Below are 18,933 nucleotides of genomic sequence, written 5' to 3'. Positions count from 1 at the left end.
GCCGACCGGGAATCCCCCGGCCGGCCCCGCCGTTGGCGTAAGCAGACCACCCACAGCCCTGGAGGCCCGAGATGTACGGCGACCCCGCCACCGTTCGCAGGATCCTCACCGGACTCGGTGACACGTGGGCCGTCGTCGGCCTGTCCACCAACGAGCGGCGCGCCGCGCACGGCGTCGCCGAGGTGCTCCAGCGGTACGGCAAGCGCATCGTGCCGGTCCACCCCAAGGCGGAGACGGTGCACGGCGAGCGGGGCTACGCATCGCTCGCGGAGATCCCCTTCGACGTCGACGTCGTGGACGTGTTCGTGAACAGCGAACTCGCGGGGGCCGTCGCGGACGAGGCCGTCGCCATCGGGGCGAAGGCCGTGTGGTTCCAGCTCGGCGTCGTGGACGAGGCGGCGTACGAACGGACCCGGGCGGCGGGCCTGGAGATGGTCATGGACCGGTGCCCGGCCATCGAGATCCCGCGGCTCGGCGCGGCGTAGGCGTAGGGCCGCACGCGGCTCAGAGCGGCCGCCCCGGCCAGTCCAGGAGGCGTGCTCCGATCACCGCCGTCTGGAGTGTGTAGCGGTGCATCGGGTCGGCGGGGTTGGTGCCGGTGAGGCGGTGTATCCGTTCCAGGCGGTACGTCAGGGCGCGCACGCTGAGGTTCAGGCGGCGGGCCGCCTGCGCCGCGACGCAGCCCGTGTCGAAGTAGGCCGTCAGGGTCCCGATGAGGGGGCCGGCGCCGCCGCGTGCCGCGCACAGCGGGCCGAGCGCGTTCAGGACCAGGTCGGCCATGGCCTGCCGGTCGCGGGTCAGGACGGGGTAGACGAGGAGGTCGGCGGCGCGCAGGACGGGGGCGGCCAGTTCCAGCCGATCCGCCAGGTCCAGGGCGTTCAGGGCCTCTTCGTACGACTGGACGACGCCGCCCGGCCCCGGCTGCGGGCGGCCGACGGCGACGCGGCCGCCGTCCATCACGGCGAGCGCCTGCGCGGCGAAGAAGTCGAGCACGTCGTCCTGGTCGCCCGGTGCCACGCACACGAGCCGGCCGTCCTTGGTGGTGACCAGGACGCTGCGGTCGCCGAAGCGGCCCGCGAGGGCGTGTTCCACGGCGCGCGGCGCCTTGTCGCCCTCCTCGTGGGCGCTGTCGCCCTGCGCGACGGCGACGGTGTGCGCGAAGGACAGGCGCAGGCCGAAGCGTTCGGCGCGCTCGGCGAGCAGGCCCAGGTCGCTGCGGCCGTGCAGCAGGTCGTCGATGAACTCCCGCCGTGCCGCCTCCTCCTGACGGACCGCCAGGCGCTGGGCGCGTTCGTAGCCCTCGGCGAAGGCGTCGACGGCCTGCTCGACGGCGGCGAGCAGTGCCTCGGCGGACACCGGCGCGGCCGCCGGATCGGCCCCGTAGGCGCGGGTCGCCGCGAGGTGCGCGCCGACCAGGGCGCGCAGTCCGTACCCGGCGTCGGCGGCGCGTTCGCCGAGCGCGGACCGTGACTCCCGTTCCGTGCGCGTCAGTCCGCGGCCGGTGGCGGAGGCGTCGGCGAGTATCCGGGCGTACCCGTCCAGGTAGTCACCCGGTATGTCATGACTCGCCACCTGTGCCCCCGACGTTCTGATCAAGCCCTTGCGCCTTTTTAACGCATGGCGTGGCGGTTGCCCCGTCGGAGGTGACGGCTGCGCCGCCCCGGGTGGTTCCGGGGCAGGAAGGGAAGCGGACAGGGAGCCGGACAGAGGTCCGGACAGGGCGCCGGTCATGCGCAGTCGGCGTGCGGCCAGTTGTCGTCTTCGGGCGTGGTGGTGGGCCTGGGCGCGGCGGGGGCGGGCCGGCCGGCCTCGGGGGCACGCCCGTCCGTGTCGGGCCCGGGTGGGGTGCGGCGCCGGCCGGGGGCGAACGCCACCGCGCAGGGCGCCGCCCAGAAGAACGCGCCGGTGTCGTCGTACGCGTACAGGACAGCGCTGCTGCCCACGGTCAGCGGCTCGCCCGGAGCCGACGGGTCCTGTCGGACCTCGACGATCGTGACGCCGCCCTCCCGCGTGGCCACTTCGGCGCTGCCCGATTCCGTGTCCACCCATCCGGTGCGGACGGTGCCCACGGAGCCGACGAGATCCCGCGGCACGGGGCCGGTCCGGCCCCGGAAGGCCCGCGCCAGCGCAGGCGCGAGCGCGCGCGTCACCGCCCAGGCGACGAGCAGTGAGGCGGCGAGCAGGCCCACGTCGCCCGCCGCGTGCGCGAGTCCGGTCCAGCCCGTCCGCGCGGCCGCGACGGTCCCGGCCACGCTCACGGCCCAGCCGATTCCGGTCAGCAGCGACGCGGCCACGGACACCGGTACCCCGCCGAGCCCGACGGCGCCCGGATCGGCGTCCTCGTCGAAACTGTCCACGCGGGCCAGCCCCAGCGCGACGAGCAGCCAGAAGCACACGACCACCGCCAGCGCGGAGCTGAAGGCCACTCCTGGAAACCCCACCGCCGCGTCGACCAACTCCCCCATGCCCCCGCCCCCTTGACCGATCAAGCCGGGGTGCGTCGTCCACCCGGGTGCCGGCTCTCGTTTCCGTGATCCGGCACCCGGGACCTCGCCCCCCGTTCCTGCCCCCTCATCCTGACGCGCCCCGCCCCTTCCGCGCACTGCCTTTTTCCGGCAATCTTTACGCGCTCTTGATGCCGAGCCGGGCGCGGGCGCCGCGTGTACGCGGAGCGCGCGTATGTCACCCGTGCGGGACGGGCTCGGAACTGTTCGGGCCGCCCGGTCGTCTTCAGCCCATGCACCGCGCCGGAGGACGCCGCGAGGCGCGGAGGACGACGAGGAGCCGACGATGTGGGGCAACGTGTCCGTGGCCGCGCTCGACCGTCTGTACTTCGGGCGCGAGGACGCGGAACGCGACGTGACCGACGGCCTGTTGCGGGCGGGATTCCTGCCCACGGCCGCGTTCCGTGCGGCGCTGTCGGGCCGCAAGATGCTGATCATCGGCAGGAAAGGGTCCGGTAAGAGCGCGATCTGCATGCGGCTCATGGAGGACGGCGCGCACGCGGGCGGCGAGGACGGCGCGCACGCGGGCGGCGCCCTCCTGATCACGCCGGACGACGCGGCGGGCGACGAGATCCGCCGCTTCGAACTCCAGGGCCTGGCGGGCGACACCGCCAAGTCCCTGATCTGGCGGTACGTCTTCGCCGTGCACGCCGCGCGCCACCTCACCGCGCACGCCAAGGGCGCGCACGGCCGCAGGGAGCCCGATTCGGTCAAGGCGCTGCGCCGCTTCCTGAAGCGGAACGAAGAGGAAGGGGTGGAGGCGGTGGACGGGGCGGGGGCGGCGCTGCCCGGCGGGCGGCTCGGCGACCGCCTCACGCAGAGCGCGCGCGGGCTCCAGACGTCGCTGTCCCTGGAGGCGTTCGGGGTGCGGGCCGCCATGGATCTGGTGCCCGCGGGCTCCGAGGGCGCCCGCGCCGCACGCCAGCTCGAACTCGTCGAGCACGGCGTGGCACGGGCGTTCACCGACCTCGGGTGCGCGGACGCGCATCCGCCGTTGCTGCTCCTGGTCGACCAGCTGGAGCAGGTGTGGTCCGCCGAGGCCGACAGCAATTCGATGGTCATCGGCCTGCTCCTGGCCGCCAAGCACGTGGCGGGCGCCTACGGCCGGGCGCTGCGCTGTCTGCTGTTCCTGCGCTCCGACATCTACGACTCGCTGTCGTTCGGCGAGGGCGACAAGTTCCGCGGCGACGAAGTGCGCATCGCCTGGACGGAGTCGGCCCTGCGGGAGCTGGCCCGGACCCGCGCCCGGGCGTCGGTGGGCGACGCGCTCGGCGGCGCGGAGCTCGACGACACCCGGCTGTGGCAGGAGATCTTCCCGCCCACGGTGGCGGGCGAGCCGACGCCCACGTACCTCTTCACGCGCTCGCTGCCGCGCCCGCGCGACGCCATCCAGTTCCTCAACCTGTGCCGGGACACGGCCGCGGACCAGTGCCACGACCGCATCGAGGAGGCGGACGTCCTCCAAGCCACCTGGCAGTTCTCCGAGTGGAAGCTCAAGGACCTGGTGCAGGAGTACCTGATCGCCCACCCGTTCCTCGAGCGGCTCTACCCGCTCTTCCAGAACACCGGCTACACCGTCACCCGCAAAGTCCTCGGCGAACGCCTGGCGGAGGCGGCACCCACGCTGCGGCGCCTGTTCCCCGCGTACGTCGAATCCCTCGACCTCACCGGTGTCGTCGACACCCTCTTCGCGGTCGGCTTCCTCGGCGTGCGGCGCGGCAACGACGTCGTCTACGGAGGCGGCGGCGAGCTGCCCGTGCAGCCGCACGAGAGCGAGTTCCACGTCCACCCCTGCTTCCGCGAGGCGCTGGGGGCGACGAGCCCCATCGACCTGCGGCGGTACGAACCCGGCGTGGTCGCCTCCCGCATCAGCTCCGGCAACATGGGCTACGCGCACTTCAAGGGCCAGTCGCTGGGGGTGCGCGAGTACGAACTCCTGGAGCAGGTGACGCGGTCCTGCCGGTCCGTGCTCGGCCAGGTGGGCCGCGCGGTCGGCCTGGGGCACGACGTCCGCGACGAGATCGCCGAGCAGGTGGGCCGGGTGCTCGCCGACGCCACGGACGCGCAGAACCGGCTGCGCCGGGACGAGTTCGTGGACGTCGTCGACCATGTCCTCACGGTGGCGGGCTACTTCAACACGCTCGCGGCCCAGCTCCTGGCCACCGGGCTCGACGGCGCCCTGGGCACCGGCGGGGTCGCGCACCGCATCGACGACGAGGCGCGGCGCCTGCGCCGGCTCGCGGGCGGGGCGTCCGGCAGCACCGGCGGCGCGTATCTCTGAAGGGGACGTGTATCTCTGAAGGGCACGTGGCGGGCATTCCCGAAGGGCACGCGGCGGGTTCCGGGTGTGACACGGGATGCCCCGGGTGGGGGGTTGCCGCCCCACATGGGGGGCGTGGGGCCGGGGCATCCCGTGCCGGTCCCGGGTGGCGCTCCGTCCGCGGGCCCGCGACCCGGGGCTGCCGGGAGCGGGCAGACACCGTGGACGCGGAAAACGTTCTCGGGCAAACTGCCGCATCTGGCATGCGACTTTTGCGTGCATGACAACAGAACTCCACGCCAGGCAAGACCGTACCGGGGTCCGGGCGTATGCGTACGTCGGAGTTCCGCCACTGTCGGCATTCCGACGCGAGGAAGGGAACGGGAAGCATGGACGCGACACCGGATGCCACCCCGCCCCCGCCGGGCGCCCCGGTGCTCTCCGGGCTCGGCGTCGGCCCCGGTGACGAGCGGGTGTACCGGGCACTCCTGGCCGCACCCGGCGCCACGCCCGCCGACCTCGCGGAGGCCACCGGCCTCACCGAGGCGCGCGTGCGGCGCCATGCCGCCTCGCTGGCCCGGCTCGGCCTGCTGACGGGCGCCGCGGAAGGTGCGGAGGACACGGCAGGCACGGCAGGCGCGACGGGCGGGGCAGGCGCGGAGGCCGAGGCAGGCGGGGCGCGCGCGAAGGGCGAGGCAGGCGCGGAGGGCGCCGAGCGGTACACCCCGGCGCCGCCCGACGTGGCGCTCGAAGTCCTCGCGCTGCGCCGCCAGGAGGAGATCGCGCACGCCCGGCTCGCCGCGGCCGGTCTGGCCGAGGAGTTCCGGGCCGGGCGGCTGCGCGGCGGGGGCTCGCCGGTGCAGGTGCTGCGCGGCCGGGAGGCGATCGCCCAGCAGTTCTTCCAGACGCAGCAGACGGCCAAGAGCGAGATCCTCATCCTGGACAAGCCGCCGTACGTCGTGGAACCGGTGCGGCGCCAGGACAGCCTGCAGCGCGAGCGTCTCGACAAGGGCCTGCGCTACCGCGCGATCTACGACCAGGCGGGGCTCGACGGCCCCGGCCGGGTCGAGGCCACCCGGGACCTCGCGGCGCGCGGCGAGGAGAGCCGGGTGCTCGCGAACGTGCCGCTGAAGCTGGTCGTCGCCGACCGCAAGGTCGCGCTCGTGCCGTTCGTGCTGCCCAGCGAGGAGGAGATCCTGGTCCTCCAGCCGTCCGCGCTCCTCGACGGCCTGATCGCCCTCTTCGAACTCCTCTGGCAGCGCGCCACACCCCTGTGGCCCGCGGGCCCCGTCGCGCACGACACCCTCTCCCCCGACGACGAACTGCTGCTCGCCCATCTGCGCGCCGGGCTCACCGACAGCGCCATCGCCCGCCGCCTCGGCGTGGCCCAGCGCACGGTGGAGCGCCGGATGAGCCGGATCATGACCGTGCTCGGGGTCAGGACACGGTTCCAGGCGGGGGTCCGCACGACCGCGCTGTACGGCCACGAGGACGGCGGGCGCCCGGGGCAGGAGCTTCCTGGCCTGCCGGGTCTTCCGGGTCTTCCGGGCCATGGAGGTCTGCCAGGTCTTACGGAACGGTGACGCGAGGCCGCGACGCGGGGCGGGCGGGGGCCGGGCTGCCTAGCGTGGACGGCATGCGGGTACTGGTCACCGGCGGAGCCGGGTTCATCGGAACACATGTCGTCGACGCGCTCCTGGCGCGCGGGCACGAAGTCGTCTCGTACGACGCGGTGCTCGCGTCGGCGCACAGCGGGCCGCCGCGCGCGGCGCGCGCCGGGGAACGGCTCGTCGTCGGCGACGTGCGCGACCCCGACGACGTGGCGTCGGCGCTGCGCGGTGTCGACGCGGTGTGCCACCAGGCGGCGATGGTGGGGCTCGGCAAGGACTTCGCGGACGCCCCCGAGTACGTCGGCTGCAACGACCTGGGCACGGCCGTGCTGTTGGCCGCGATGGCGCGGGCCGGGGTGCGGGAGCTGGTGCTCGCCGGGTCGATGGTCGTCTACGGAGAGGGGCGGTACGCGTGCGCGTCGCACGGGGTGGTGCGGCCGGGGCCGCGCGCCGAGGCGGACCTCGCGGCCGGCCGGTTCGAGCCCCGCTGTCCGTCCTGCGGGGCGGAGTTGACGCCCGGCCTGGTGGATGAGGACGCGCCCGTCGACCCGCGCAACGTGTACGCCACGACGAAGCTCGCGCAGGAGCACCTGAGCGCGGCGTGGGCCCGCGCGACGGGCGGCCGGGCGGTGTCGCTGCGCTACCACAACGTCTACGGCCCCGGCATGCCGCGCGACACCCCGTACGCCGGGGTGGCCGCGCTGTTCCGCTCGGCCCTCGCCCGCGGTGAGGCGCCGCGCGTCTTCGAAGACGGCGGTCAGCGGCGGGACTTCGTGCATGTACGGGACGTGGCGGCCGCCGTGGCGACGGCGCTGGAGGCCGTGCGGGGCTCGCGGGCCGGGACGTTCACCGCGTACAACACGGGCAGCGGTGAGCCGCACACCGTCGGCGAGATGGCGCGGGCGCTCGCCGACGCGTACGGGGGTCCGGAGCCGGTGGTCACCGGGGAGTACCGGCTCGGGGACGTGCGCCATGTGACGGCGGACTCGGCCCGGCTGCGGGCGGCGTTCGGCTGGAAGGCGGAGGTCGGCTTCGCCGAAGGCATGCGGGAGTTCGCCCGGGCGGCGCTGCGGTAGGGGCGCTCACGCGGCCCCGGCCGACGACAGCATCACGCTCACGCGGTCCCGGCCTGCGGCAGCACCACACTCACGCTCACGCGGGCCCCGGCCTGCGGCAGCACCACGCTCATGCCGTCCCCGCCGGTGGCAGCACCACCTCGAAGCGGCAGCCTCCGGAGACGTTGCGTACCGCCGCCCGGCCCTGGTGGGCCTCGACGATGCCGCGGACGATGGCGAGGCCGAGGCCCGCGCCGGCCGGGGGCGTGCGGGCATGGGTGCCGCGCCAGCCCGTGTCGAAGACGCGGCCCAGGTCCTCCTCGGGGATGCCGCCACAGCCGTCCGTCACGGACAGCACGACCCCGTCGTCCGAGCGCTCCGCCGCGATCGCGACCGTGCCGTCCGCCGGGGTCCGCCGGATCGCGTTGATGAGCAGGTTCCCGAGGACCCGGCTCATCTCCTTGCTGTCGACCTCGACGGGCACCGCGTCGATGCGCTGCCCCACGAGGCGTACGCCGTGCTCGCGCGCCAGCGGGTCCGCCCCCGCGAGCGCGTCGCCCACGAGGTCGTACACGGAGATCCGCGCCCGCGAGAGGGCTAGGGCGCCCGCGTGGATGCGGGAGAGTTCGAAGAGGTCGCCGACCATGCCGTTCAGGCGCTCCACCTCCGTGCGGATCTGCCGCAGATACCGGCCGGGGTCCGCCGCCACGCCGTCCTCCAGGGCCTCCGCCATCGCCCGCAGGCCCGCGAGCGGCGTCCGCAGGTCGTGCGAGATCCACGCGACCAGTTCGCGGCGCGAGCTCTCCAGCGCCTGCTCGCGCTCCCTGGACTCGGCGAGCCGGGCGCTGGTCGTCTCCAACTCCCGGGTGAGGGCGGCGAGTTCCGCCGTGGCGGGCTCGTGGGGCGCGGCGAAGCTGCCGCCCGCGCCGAAGGAACGGGCGGCCAGCGTCAGCGCGTTGCTGCGGGCCACCACCCACCGGCCGAGCAGCAGCGCGGTGGCCGTCGCCACCACGGCGGCCATCGCCACGACCACGGTGACCACGGTCAGGTCGTGCGGCGACAGGAACATCTTGTACGCCACGGCCAGCGTCCCGGCGAGCATCGCGGTGACGGCGACGGCCACGACCACGGTCAGCGACACGACCAGCGAGCGGTGGCGCAGGAAACGCAGCAGGAGGGCGCCGAGGAGTCCGGCGGCGGCCGCGCCGAGGAAGGCGTAGACGGCGATGAGGAGGAAGTCGTTCACGGGCGGGGGCCGCTTTCGCCGTCGAGGCCGTCCGGTACGGGCGCCGGTTCCGGTGCCGGTTCCGGACTCGGGGTCGGCTCCGGCGCTGCTTCCGGTCCTGGTACCGCTTCCCGTCCTGGTACCGGTTCTGGTTCCGGTTCCGCGTCGAGCCGGTACCCCACGCCCCACACCGTCTGGACCAGGCGGGGCGCGGCCGGGTCGTCCTCGACCTTCCCGCGCAGCCTGCGCACATGGACCGTCACCGTGGACAGGTCGCCGAAGTCCCAGCCCCAGACCTCCCGCATCAGCTCCTCCCGGCCGAAGGCCCGGCCCGGGTGCCGCAGGAAAAACGTCAAGAGGTCGAACTCGCGCACCGTCAGGGCGAGTTCGGCGCCGTTCTTGGAGGCGCGGCGGGCGGCGGGGTCGACGGTGAGACCCGCCGCGCGCAGGAGCGAGCCGGGCCGGGGGCGGGGTGCGGACGCCTGGCTGCGGCGCAGCACCGACTCCACCCGCAGCACCAGCTCGCGCGGGCTGAACGGCTTCGTGACGTAGTCGTCGGCCCCCACCTCCAGGCCGAGGATGCGGTCGTCCTCGTCGCCGCGCGCCGTCAGCATGATCACGGGGACGGGCCCCCGCTCGCGCAGCCTGCGGCAGACCTCCAGGCCGTCCATGCCGGGCAGCATCAGGTCGAGCACGACGAGGTCGGGCCTGCGGGCGGCGGCGCGTTCCAGGGCGGCGGGGCCGTCCTGCGCCTGCTCGACCTCGTATCCGGCGCGGTCCAGATAGCCGGTGACGACCTCGGCGACGGTGCTGTCGTCGTCCACGACGAGCACGCGGGGGCCGGGGTCCGGGGGCGGTGTGTCCATGCGCCAAGCGTCGCACCGCGTCCGCGCGCACGAGTCCTCGGGAGCGGCGCGGGCCCGCCGACGTCCGTGTTTCGTAAGGACCCGTCGCCCGTTTTGCCCGTTTTCGCTTCGTAGGGTGAGTGACGTGACCCACTCATCCCCCGACTTCCCCGACCCCGCGGACCGCCCGGACCTTCCGGACCTCCCGGACCTTCCGGACCTCCCGGACTCCTCCGACGTCCCCCGCTCAGGACGAGGCCCGGCCCCGGCCGACGTCGTCCTCCCCTGCCTCAACGAGGCGGCGGCGCTGCCGTGGGTGCTCGCGCGGGTCCCGGCCGGCTGGCGCACCATCGTCGTGGACAACGGTTCCACGGACGGTTCCGCCGAGCTGGCGCGCTCGCTCGGCGCGACCGTGGTGCACGAGCCGCGGCGCGGCTTCGGGGCGGCCTGCCACGCCGGGCTCACCGCGTCCGACGCGGACGTGGTGTGCTTCTGCGACTGCGACGCGTCCCTGGATCCCGGCCTGCTCGAAGGCTTCGTACGGGACGTGGCCGCGGGCCGCGCCGACCTCGTCCTCGGTCGCAGGCGCCCCCAGGCGCGCGGGGCCTGGCCGCCGCACGCCCGGGCGGGCAACCTCGCGCTGGCCCGCATGCTGCGCCGCCGCACCGGCCTGCGCCTGCACGACCTGGGCCCGCTGCGGGCGGCCCGCCGTGAGGACCTGCTGTCCCTCGCCCTGACGGACCGGCGCAGCGGCTACCCCTTGCAGATGGTGGTGCGCGCGGCCGACGCGGGCTGGCGCGTCGAGGAGCGGGACGTGCCGTACCTGCCCCGCGCGGGCAAGTCGAAGGTCACCGGCACGTGGCGCGGCACCTGGCACGCGGTACGCGACATGCGCGCGGTCCTGGCAGAGCCACCGGCGACAGGGTCCCCCACGCACCGGGCGGGGGCACAACGATGACCCCCACCCCCGCCGGACAGAACAGCCCCCTCACCCTCCTCGTCATCGCCAAGGCCCCGCTCCCCGGTCGCGTGAAGACCCGGCTCACGCCGCCCTACTCGCCCGAGGAGGCCGCCCGGCTCGCCGAGGCCTCGCTCGTCGACACGCTGCGCGTCGTGCGTGCCGTGCCCGCGCGGCGGCGTGTGCTCGTGCTCGACGGGGTACCCGGTCCGTGGCTGCCGGACGGCGTCGAGGTGGTGCCGCAGTGCGCGGGCGGGCTCGACGAGCGGCTCGCGGCGGCGTTCGGGGGCTGCGACGGGCCCGCGCTGCTCGTCGGCATGGACACCCCGCAGATCTCCCCCGCGCTGCTCGCCCCCGTGCTCGCCGCGGACGCGTGGCGCGGCGCCGACGCCTGGTTCGGTCCTGCGGCGGACGGCGGCTTCTGGGCGCTCGGTCTCGCGGCGCCCGATCCGGGGCTGCTGCGGGGCGTGCCGATGTCCACGCCGACGACGGGCGCCGTGCAGCGCGCCCGCCTCACCGCCGCGGGCCTGCGCGTGCGCGACCTGCCGGTCCTGCGGGACGTCGACACCGCGGCCGACGCGGCGGCGGTCGCGGCCGAGGCCCCGCACACCCGGTTCGCCGCCGAACTCGCCCTCCTGGCCCGGGCCGGGCGCCGATGAGCACGGTCGTACCGCCCCCGGACGCGGCGCCCTCCTGGTGCGCGGGACCGTACGCGGAGGCGCTCCGCACCGGCCGCGGCCCGCTGTTCCTGCGCCGCACGGACGGCTGGCTGCTCCCGCTGGACGTGGAGCGCTGGTGCGCCGCGCCGGACCCGGCCGACCTGTCGGCGCTGCGCCGCTGTGCCGGGCCCGTCCTCGACATCGGCTGCGGCCCGGGCCGCCTGGTGGCTGGGCTCGCCGCGCTCGGCCGCCGGGTGCTCGGGATCGACGTGAGCGAGGCGGCCGTCCAGCACACCCTGCGCCTCGGCGGCACGGCGCTGCGCCGCTCGGTGTTCGAGGCGCTGCCGGGCGAGGGCCGCTGGGGCACCGCGCTGCTCATGGACGGCAACATCGGCATCGGCGGCGACCCGGCGGCCCTGCTCGCCCGGGTCGCCGAACTCCTCGCTCCGCGCGGCCTGTTGATCGCGGAGACCGCCCCGGTCGACATCGACGAGCGGGTGCGCGTCCACGTCGACGACGGAAGCGGGCGCGCCGAGCCGGACGAGGTGTTCCCCTGGGCCCGGCTCGGCACGCCCGCTCTGCTCGGCTACGCCCGCGCGGCGGGCTGGCAGGCCGCCGATCAGTGGTCGGCGGGCGGCCGCTCGTTCGTGGCGCTGCGCCGCCGGGACGGACGCGCGTCCCGCGCCGGAGGTGACGTACCCGGCGTACGTGACACGCGCGCCGTACGCCACACCCGCCCCGTACCCGGCACCCGCCCCGCACGCGAAGCCGACCACGTACGGAGCGAGAGCCACAGCGCCGAGCCCGCGAACAGCGCGGCCGTCACCAGCAGCCACCGCGTGAGGAACACGTCGGCCGGCAGTCCCGTCGACCGTTCGTAGCGCGGAACCTGACGCATGATCAGCGGATACCAGACCAGCAGGAGCAGCAGCGACAGCGCCGCCGGGACCCGGACGAACACCGTCAGGGCCCGGCGGCGCTGTTCGCGACGGCCCAGCAGCGCCGTCACCGCCCGGTCGGCCGCCGCGTACACCGGCACCAGGACCAGGTCGTGCAGCAGCGCCGCGCCGACGAACCACACGGCGACCATGACCCAGTCGTCGGCGAGCAGCCGTACGCCCGCGTAGAGCGCGAGCGCGAACGAGGCGAGCAGCAGCAGGAGATGGAGCGGCCCCTCGCCGTACCAGCGCCGCACGCGGGAGGACGGACGGGCGGCGGGCGGCGGGGCGGGCGGATGCGTCATCACAGTTCTCCGAAGGTCAGCCGGGTCACCCATTTGGTGTTCAGTACGCCCGGTGCGGCGGGCACGATGACGCGCGCCGGGTAGCCGTGGTCGGGCGTCAGATCGGCGCCGTTGACGCGCAGCGCGAGCAGCGAACGGGCGTCGCGCACCTGGTTGTCGCGCAGGGCCGCCCTGCGGAAGGCGCCGCGCAGTTGGAGGGATTCCACGAGGACGCCGGGCGGCTCGGCTGCGTACCCGTCGTATCCGGCGAGCGCGGCGAGGTCCCGCAGCCGTACGCCGCTCCACGCCTGGTCGGACGTCGACCAGCCCTCGACGCAGGCGATGGGCAGGTCCGCGGAGTGCTGGGCGAGGTCGAGCAGGTCGGCGCGGGTGAGGCGCAGGGTGCGGCCGGGGCCCTCGACGACGAGGCGCCAGGCCTCGCCGGTGCGGTCCGGGCCGACGCCCACGGACCGGGCGGTCTTGTTGATCTGGAAGGCGCCGGGACCCCGGCCCGGCTCGTCGCCGCCGTGCGGGGCGAACAGGGCGGTGGCGCGCGGCCAGCCGTCGAAGTTCTGCCCGGCGGTGGTGCCGAAGAGCAGCAGGGAGCCGCCGCCGACCAGGCCGAGCGCGCCGCGCCGGGACACGGTGGGCTCGGCGGGCCGGGGCGTGCCGAGCCCGGAGCCCTCGTCGGGCTCGACAAACACGCGCTGCTCGCCGGGCGTCCGCTTGTCGTGGGTGCGCAGTTGCTGCCGCAGCCCGCGCTCGCGCAGCACCCGCACCGTCGTCGGCAGTTTCAGCGCCGCGTGCACGACGAAGGCCCCGAAGAACACCCACGCGCCGTAGAAGTGCAGCGGGTAGAAGGAGCCGGGGAAGAGGTACTCCAACTGGACGTTGAGGACACCCGTCGCGAACTCGAAGAGCGCGCCGCCCACGAGCAGCAGCAGGGAGAGCCGCTCCAGGGCGTGCGCGACGGACCGCACCGGCGGCAGCGCGAACAGCTTCGGCAGCACCGACCACAGCTTGGCGAGCAGCACCGGGATCAGCGCGATCCCGACGGTGACGTGCAGACCCTGGTTGAGCCGGTACAGCCAGTGCGGATCGGTGGGCCAGTCGAAGAGGTAGAAGCCGAGCAGGCCCTTGTCGGGCGTCTTGTCGTTGACCGACGCGAGATCCGGGTTGTACGCGGCGTACGACAGCAGTCCGGTGACGAACAGCAGCGTCATCCCGAACAGCAGCACCGTGCCGAGCACGGCGGTGAACCAGGGCCCGCGCACCGGGCTGCGCCAGAAGCCCGGCGACGACGGCGACACCGGTGACGACGGCCTGCGGGCCTTGAGCCTGCTCAGGAAGGAAAGGGTGGGTGGGTGGCCCATGGTGCGTCCTCGACGGTCCGCGCGACGTGGGTCCGTCGCCTTGCCCCGACCGTAAGCCGCCCGACCTGGGGTCCGGCGGCCACGACTCATGACGAAACGCTGACGGTCGCGTCGCCGGTCACCGCGCGCCCGGCCAGATCTGACGGTTCGGTGACGCGGGGCCGCGCAGCCGCCTCCCGGCCCCTCCGGCGGCCTACCGTGCCAGCGTGAACCGCCAAGAACCACGCCCACCCGGCGCAGAACCACGCACGCCCGGCCTGCGCCGGGACCTCGTCGTCGCCGCGCTCGCGGTCCTCCTCGTCGCCGCGGCCGTCGTCGTCGGCCGGGTCCTGGAGGACCGCGACGGCAGCCTGCACGTCAACTGGCCGCCCCTGTACGCCAAGTGGGATCCGCACATCGGTCCGGGCACCCCGGCCGCGCTCGCCGTGGCCGTCGCCGTCGTCGCGTACGGGCCCGTGCTCGCGGCCCGCCTGCCCTGGCGGGCGCTCCTGGTGTCGGCGTGGGCGGCGTCCACGGCCTGGATCTGGTCGCTCGCGCTCGTCGACGGCTGGCACCGGGGCGTCGCCGAACGCCTCACCACGAAGTACGAGTACCTGCGGGTCGTCGATCGCTTCGACGACATCCCGGCGACGCTGCGCGACTTCACCCAGCACATCGTGCAGGTCCCCGGCGAGTACCACTGGCCCGCGCACACCGCGGGCCATCCGCCCGCCGCGCCGCTCACATTCGTCCTCCTGGACCGGATCGGCCTGGGCGGCGGCGGGTGGGCGGGCGCGTTCGTCATCACGGCGGGCAGCACGGCGGTGGCGGCGGTGCTCATCACGCTGCGGACCCTCGGGGATGAGGCAGTGGCCCGCCGTGCGGCGCCGTTCCTGGTGCTCGCGCCGGCCGCGGTGTGGATGGGGGCGTCGGCGGACGGCTACTTCGCCGCCGTCGCCGCCTGGATGATCGCGCTGCTGGCGCTGGCCGCGACGCGCGCGGTCCGCGTGCCCGCGCTCGCCGCGGCCGGCGCCGGGCTCCTGTTCGGCCTGACCTGCTACCTGTCGTACGGCCTGACGCTCTTCGCGGTGATCGTCGCCGGTGTGCTGCTGATCGCCCGGACGGTGCGCCCGCTGCCGTACTTCGTGGCGGGCGCGGTGGTGGTGCCGCTGGTGTTCACGGCGCTCGGCTTCAACTGGTGGGAGGCGTACCACCTGTTGGTGGAGCGCTACTACCAGGGAGCGGCCGGGGTGCGCCCGTACTGGTACTGGGTCTGGGCCAATCCGGCCTGCACGGTCTTCATCGTCGGGCTGGCGACGGTGGCGGGTCTGCGGCGGACGCTCGCGGCGGCACCGGGCGCGGTACGTCGCTGGCACACGCGGGAAACCACGGCCACGGACCGGCTGGTGGGCGTGGTGCTCGTGGCCCTGCTCGCGGTCGCCGCCGCGGATCTGTCCGGCATGAGCAAGGCGGAGACGGAACGCATCTGGCTGCCGTTCGCGCTCTTCCTGCTGCCCGCCGCCGCGCTGCTGCCGCGTCCGGCCGCGCGGGCGTGGCTGACGGCGCAGGCGGTGCTCGCCCTCGCCGTCAACCACGTGCTGTTCACGGGCTGGTGAGCGCGGTGCGGCTCACACCTTGTCGGTGATCCGCTCCAGCGGTACGTACTTGAAGTTCTGGTTGCCGCTGCCGCCGGGCGCGCCGTTGGAGCCGTCCTGGCAGACGAACACGCCCTGGGGGAAGGCGGAGCCGAGGGCCGTGGCGGTGGCGTCGATGCCGTCGGTGTCCTCGCAGTCGTCGGCGGCGGTGCCGGAGGCCACGCCGAAGCGGCCGAGGTAGGCGCCGCCGCGGCGGTCGTACACGGTGAAGTCGTTGCTCCCCTGCGAGGAGACGAAGAGCCGGTTCCCGGCGGCGGTGATGCCCTCGGTGTCGGCGGTGATGTGACCGCCGGAGCCGGTCGAGTCGAGCTTGGTGCGGGCGGTTCCGGCGCCGGGCTCGGCGCCGTAGACCCAGACGCCGACGTCCTCCTCGCCGAGATACAGCTTGCCGGTGGTCTCGTCGGCATAGCAGCCCTCGACGGCGGACCCGGCGTCGAAGAGCCGCACGGAGGTCGCCGTCACCGCGTCGCCGTCGACGGCGAGCTCCCACTGCTCGACGCGGCCCGAGGTGGAGTTCGGGTAGGCGTAGAGCTTGCCGGACCGCGGCGAGGCGTAGAGGCAGATGCCGTGCGCGGTGACCTCGGTCGGCACGTCCTTGAGGTGCTTGAGCTGCCGCGTGACCGGGTCGATCCGGTACACGTGCATCGCGCCGTCGCCGCCCGCGGCCTCGTCGTCCGCGGACACGACGATGTCGCCGCGTACGTCGACGTTGTTGCCGTAGTCCCCGCTGATCCGCTGGATCCGGGTGCCCTTGAGGTCGTACACCTCGAGCGCGCCCTTCTTGTCCGTGCCCACCACGACGGACTTGGCCGGGTCGCTGGGGTGCACCCAGATCGCCGGGTCGTCGGCGGCGTCGCCGCTGTGCGCGACGGGCGTCGTCTCCACGGTCGCGGTGACGTCGAAGTCCGCGGCCGCGTGCGCGGGTATCGCGGCCTGGAGCACGAGTCCGGCGGCGCCGGCCAGGGCGCTCGCGGAGAGCAGGGAGGTACGCAGCTTTGAGGTGCCGGGCACGAGTGTGTCCTCTTCGTCGGGGGGGTGGTCGGGTCGAAGCGGAATGAGCGTGCCAGCGGTGCGCGAGCGCGCCGTGAACGCGAGTTGAACGTGTGCAGTCACACACCGTGGTGAGGGTCGCGGCCCCGCCGCGGTGCACCCGTCGCCTCCCGCGTGCATGTGTCACGTCCGGCACACCACCTCACCCGTGCGTCGTCGCCTCCCCCGTGCACACCGCCGCCCACGCCCCCGCCGCCAGCGTCTTCCGGTCGGTCCCGTACAGCGGCGTATGGGCCGTGACCCGCACCGTCAGTCCGCGCGCGGCCGCGACCCGCCGCAGCGAGCCCCCGAACCCCTCGTCCCCGAGGAACGCCGCCGACGTGCTGGCCGTCCCGCCCTGCCGGTACCCCACCGTCACCGGCCGCACGGGCACCCCCGCGTCCACCGCCGCCTGGAACGCGGCCCGCCGGAACCGCCCCTCGGGGACCGAGCACCACGTCGTGGCCTGCGGGAACACCAGCACGGACCGGCCGGACGCCAGCGCCTTCGCCAACTCACCGACCATCAGCGGCAGTTCACGCCGACCACCCTCCCGGTCGATGAACTGCGTGCCCAGGCGGCGGGCGAGCGTCCCGACGACCGGCCACCGGCCCACCTCCTTCTTGGCGACGAAGGACACCGGCTCGACGGCGAGCAGCGCGACGACGTCCAGCCACGAGATGTGGTTGGCGACGATCAGCGTGCCAGTGTCGGTACCGGGCACGCTCAACGGCGCCCGGGCCGCCTCGAGTTCGACGCCGAGCGCCCGCAGCACGCGGCGCGCCTGGAGGCGGGGCGCGACGTCCCCGGCGAGGCGTTCGCCCAGGAGCAGGCTCCGGGTCAGCTCGCGGGCGAGGGCCGCGTACCGCCCCGCGGTCACGGCGGGCCCCACCCGGGCCGCCGGCCGCACCGCGCAGGACCGTGGACAGCCCGCGTCCACGGCCCAGGGGTTCACGCGCTCCTCCCGGGCACGGCGGCCCCGCGCTCGGCGTGCCCGCGCTCCGCGTCCCCGAGGAAGAACCGGCGGTGCCGCTCGCTCAGCCGCTCGGTGTCGAGCAGCACGAAGAAGTCGGCGGAGTCGAAGTCCGGGTCGTGCGCGGGCGCCCCGCACATCCAGGCGCCGAGGCGCAGGTAGCCGCGCAGGAGGGGCGGCAGGTCGGCGTACGTCGGCCGGTGGCCCGCGCGGTCGCCGGGCGTCCACGGGCGGTGCGGGTGCACGCGCAGCTCGGGCGGCGAGGCGTGCTTGGCGTCGCCGAGCAGCCAGGCGCTGGCGGCCGCGGTGCCGCCGTCGCTCAGCGGCACGGAGGCGCAGCCGGCCAGGTAGCGGTGGCCGGAGAGCAGGACGTAGCGGGCGAGGGCCGACCACATCAGGTTGATCACGGCGCCGGAGCGGTGGTCGGGGTGCACGCAGGAGCGCCCGGCCTCGATGGTGGCGGAGCGCAGCGGCCGCAGCGCGACGAGGTCGAACTCGCCGTCGGAGTAGGCGAGGCCGGTGCGGCCGGGCGGGATCAGCCGGTAGGTGCCGACGACGTCGCCGCTCGCGGTGTCGGTGATGATCAGGTGGTCCGCGAGCTCGTCGTACGCGTCGATGTCGTGCCCGGGCAGGGGCGTGTCGAGGGCGGCGCCCATCTCCTCGCCGAAGACCTGGAAGCGCAGGCGCTGGGCGGCCCGGATCTGCTCCTCGGAGTGGGCGATGGAGGGTACGTACGCGGGTGCGTCCGGGGCCGTCGGGGCGGCGGGGGCGGGAGTGACGGGTGTCGCGGGCATGACATGTTCTCCGTTCGATGGGGACGGACGGGGAGTCCGCTGGAACCGACGGGCAGGAGTGCGGGGAGGCGGAGCCGGTGGGGAGGTACGGAGCCGAGGAGCCGGGAGCGGAAGCGCGGACGTACGGAGGAGACTGCGGCCGACAAGCGGGAAGGGCGCCCGTTCAGCACGGTGACCGCCCCGGCTGAACTGCGCACAAGGTCCGCGAGACCGATCGTGCCGACCCTCGTGAGCATCAGGTGAACGGCGGTGGCCGGAACGGCGCCGCGCGCCCCCGCCCGGCACGGGCGCCGCGGACTCCGGCCCGGCCCGCCGGGTACGGTCGTCCCACGCCTGCCGCCACCCCGCCGGGCGGCGCCACGGGAGGGAGCGCACCGCATGATGGGCAGCAAACAGCTCAAGGTCGGTCTGCGGGTCAGGGACCTCAAGGCCTCCGGCGACCTCTATCTGAAGCTCGGCTTCCGCGAGCTGCCGAACGACGAGCAGCCGCACCTGCGCTATCTCACCTTCGGCCACACCTGGCTGATCCTGTCCGCCCTGCACGCGCACGGCTTCTACGACGAGGAGCGCGGCGAGGCGGCGCGCCGGGGCCCGCTCGGCCTCGGCTTCACGCTGGCCGTGCCGACGCCCGACCTCGACGCCGCCTACGACCTGTGGCGCGCCGAGGGATTGCCGGTCGTCTCGGAGCCGGAGGACACGGACTGGGCGCGGGTCTTCGTGGGGTTGGACCCGGACGGCTACGAGGTGTCGTTCGAGCAGTTCCACGAGGAGTACCGCGGCGGGCGAGGCTGA

The 18,933-nt window shown here is 74.8% G+C and carries 18 protein-coding genes; 10 read left to right on the top strand and 8 right to left on the bottom strand.

The genetic code is table 11. The features are described from left to right. Positions 1-71: 71 nt before the first annotated feature. On the top strand, positions 72-485 hold the full coding sequence (locus AC0KTA_RS33080) for a CoA-binding protein (protein WP_481051866.1): 414 nt from the start codon (positions 72-74) through the stop codon (positions 483-485). Between the two features lie 19 nt (positions 486-504). On the opposite strand, the gene AC0KTA_RS33075 is transcribed toward AC0KTA_RS33080, so the two are convergent. Together AC0KTA_RS33075 and AC0KTA_RS33070 are read right to left on the bottom strand one after the other, a co-directional pair. Next, entirely contained in the window at positions 505-1,572 is a 1,068-nt protein-coding gene (locus AC0KTA_RS33075) for a PucR family transcriptional regulator (RefSeq protein WP_481051865.1), read from the bottom strand. A 155-nt stretch (positions 1,573-1,727) separates the two neighbouring features. Continuing rightward, on the bottom strand, positions 1,728-2,465 hold the full coding sequence (locus AC0KTA_RS33070; protein WP_481051864.1) for a hypothetical protein: 738 nt from the start codon (positions 2,463-2,465) through the stop codon (positions 1,728-1,730). A gap of 325 nt (positions 2,466-2,790) precedes the next feature. On the opposite strand from AC0KTA_RS33070, the gene AC0KTA_RS33065 reads away from it, so the two are divergent. The 3 genes from AC0KTA_RS33065 (at position 2,791) to AC0KTA_RS33055 (ending at position 7,450) form a co-directional block, all read left to right on the top strand. Continuing rightward, positions 2,791-4,785: a P-loop ATPase, Sll1717 family gene (locus tag AC0KTA_RS33065; protein WP_481051863.1), complete on the top strand. Its 1,995-nt coding sequence runs from the start codon at positions 2,791-2,793 to the stop codon at positions 4,783-4,785. Positions 4,786-5,153: 368 nt separating this feature from the next. Next, the gene (locus AC0KTA_RS33060; RefSeq protein WP_481051862.1) at positions 5,154-6,347 is read left to right on the top strand and encodes a winged helix-turn-helix transcriptional regulator; all 1,194 of its coding nucleotides are present in this window, start codon (positions 5,154-5,156) and stop codon (positions 6,345-6,347) included. 53 nt (positions 6,348-6,400) lie between these two features. Beyond that, positions 6,401-7,450, top strand: coding sequence for an NAD-dependent epimerase/dehydratase family protein (locus AC0KTA_RS33055; protein WP_481051861.1), 1,050 nt, complete (start codon positions 6,401-6,403; stop codon positions 7,448-7,450). Positions 7,451-7,559: 109 nt separating this feature from the next. Here AC0KTA_RS33055 and AC0KTA_RS33050 read toward each other — a convergent pair whose 3' ends face one another. Both AC0KTA_RS33050 and AC0KTA_RS33045 read right to left on the bottom strand, forming a co-directional pair. Beyond that, positions 7,560-8,675 carry a sensor histidine kinase gene (locus AC0KTA_RS33050; RefSeq protein WP_481051860.1) on the bottom strand — a complete coding sequence of 372 codons (1,116 nt, stop codon included), beginning with the start codon at positions 8,673-8,675 and terminating at the stop codon, positions 7,560-7,562. After that, complete coding sequence (locus tag AC0KTA_RS33045) at positions 8,672-9,520, bottom strand: response regulator transcription factor (protein ID WP_481051859.1); 849 nt, start codon at positions 9,518-9,520, stop codon at positions 8,672-8,674. Before AC0KTA_RS33045 ends, AC0KTA_RS33050 begins: the two co-directional genes overlap by 4 nt. 115 nt (positions 9,521-9,635) lie before the next feature. Here AC0KTA_RS33045 and AC0KTA_RS33040 point away from each other — a divergent pair, with 115 nt between their 5' ends. From AC0KTA_RS33040 to AC0KTA_RS33025, 4 genes are read left to right on the top strand one after another with little or no spacing between them, the layout of a single operon-like run. Continuing rightward, positions 9,636-10,457 (top strand): glycosyltransferase family 2 protein, encoded by an 822-nt coding sequence (locus AC0KTA_RS33040; protein ID WP_481051858.1) that lies wholly within the window; start codon positions 9,636-9,638, stop codon positions 10,455-10,457. Next, positions 10,454-11,116, top strand: a complete 663-nt coding sequence (locus tag AC0KTA_RS33035) for a TIGR04282 family arsenosugar biosynthesis glycosyltransferase (protein ID WP_481051857.1) — start codon at positions 10,454-10,456, stop codon at positions 11,114-11,116. The genes AC0KTA_RS33040 and AC0KTA_RS33035 overlap by 4 nt, the downstream gene beginning before the upstream one ends. After that, complete coding sequence (locus AC0KTA_RS33030; RefSeq protein WP_481051856.1) at positions 11,113-11,997, top strand: class I SAM-dependent methyltransferase; 885 nt, start codon at positions 11,113-11,115, stop codon at positions 11,995-11,997. The genes AC0KTA_RS33035 and AC0KTA_RS33030 overlap by 4 nt, the downstream gene beginning before the upstream one ends. Before the next feature lie 15 nt (positions 11,998-12,012). Then, positions 12,013-12,243, top strand: coding sequence for a hypothetical protein (locus AC0KTA_RS33025; RefSeq protein WP_481051855.1), 231 nt, complete (start codon positions 12,013-12,015; stop codon positions 12,241-12,243). Between the two features lie 115 nt (positions 12,244-12,358). Here the strand turns inward: AC0KTA_RS33025 and AC0KTA_RS33020 are convergent, their stop codons facing one another. After that, entirely contained in the window at positions 12,359-13,711 is a 1,353-nt protein-coding gene (locus AC0KTA_RS33020) for a molybdopterin-dependent oxidoreductase (RefSeq protein ID WP_481051854.1), read from the bottom strand. 206 nt (positions 13,712-13,917) lie between these two features. Between AC0KTA_RS33020 and AC0KTA_RS33015 the strand changes: the two genes are divergently transcribed. Beyond that, positions 13,918-15,306: a hypothetical protein gene (locus AC0KTA_RS33015; RefSeq protein WP_481051853.1), complete on the top strand. Its 1,389-nt coding sequence runs from the start codon at positions 13,918-13,920 to the stop codon at positions 15,304-15,306. Between the two features lie 12 nt (positions 15,307-15,318). Here the strand turns inward: AC0KTA_RS33015 and AC0KTA_RS33010 are convergent, their stop codons facing one another. The 3 genes from AC0KTA_RS33010 to AC0KTA_RS33000 all read right to left on the bottom strand — a co-directional run bounded on the left by AC0KTA_RS33010 (position 15,319) and on the right by AC0KTA_RS33000 (position 18,141). Beyond that, on the bottom strand, positions 15,319-16,356 hold the full coding sequence (locus AC0KTA_RS33010; protein WP_481051852.1) for a phytase: 1,038 nt from the start codon (positions 16,354-16,356) through the stop codon (positions 15,319-15,321). Between the two features lie 181 nt (positions 16,357-16,537). Beyond that, positions 16,538-17,329: a lysophospholipid acyltransferase family protein gene (locus AC0KTA_RS33005; protein ID WP_481051851.1), complete on the bottom strand. Its 792-nt coding sequence runs from the start codon at positions 17,327-17,329 to the stop codon at positions 16,538-16,540. Continuing rightward, positions 17,326-18,141: a GNAT family N-acetyltransferase gene (locus AC0KTA_RS33000; protein WP_481051850.1), complete on the bottom strand. Its 816-nt coding sequence runs from the start codon at positions 18,139-18,141 to the stop codon at positions 17,326-17,328. The genes AC0KTA_RS33005 and AC0KTA_RS33000 overlap by 4 nt, the downstream gene beginning before the upstream one ends. 378 nt (positions 18,142-18,519) lie before the next feature. Here AC0KTA_RS33000 and AC0KTA_RS32995 point away from each other — a divergent pair, with 378 nt between their 5' ends. Beyond that, positions 18,520-18,933 carry a VOC family protein gene (locus AC0KTA_RS32995; RefSeq protein WP_481051849.1) on the top strand — a complete coding sequence of 138 codons (414 nt, stop codon included), beginning with the start codon at positions 18,520-18,522 and terminating at the stop codon, positions 18,931-18,933.

It is taken from the genome of Streptomyces sp. Y309, assembly GCF_056712025.1.
Note: the sequence above shows the minus strand (reverse complement) of the source record. Positions and strands in the feature narration are given on the sequence as shown.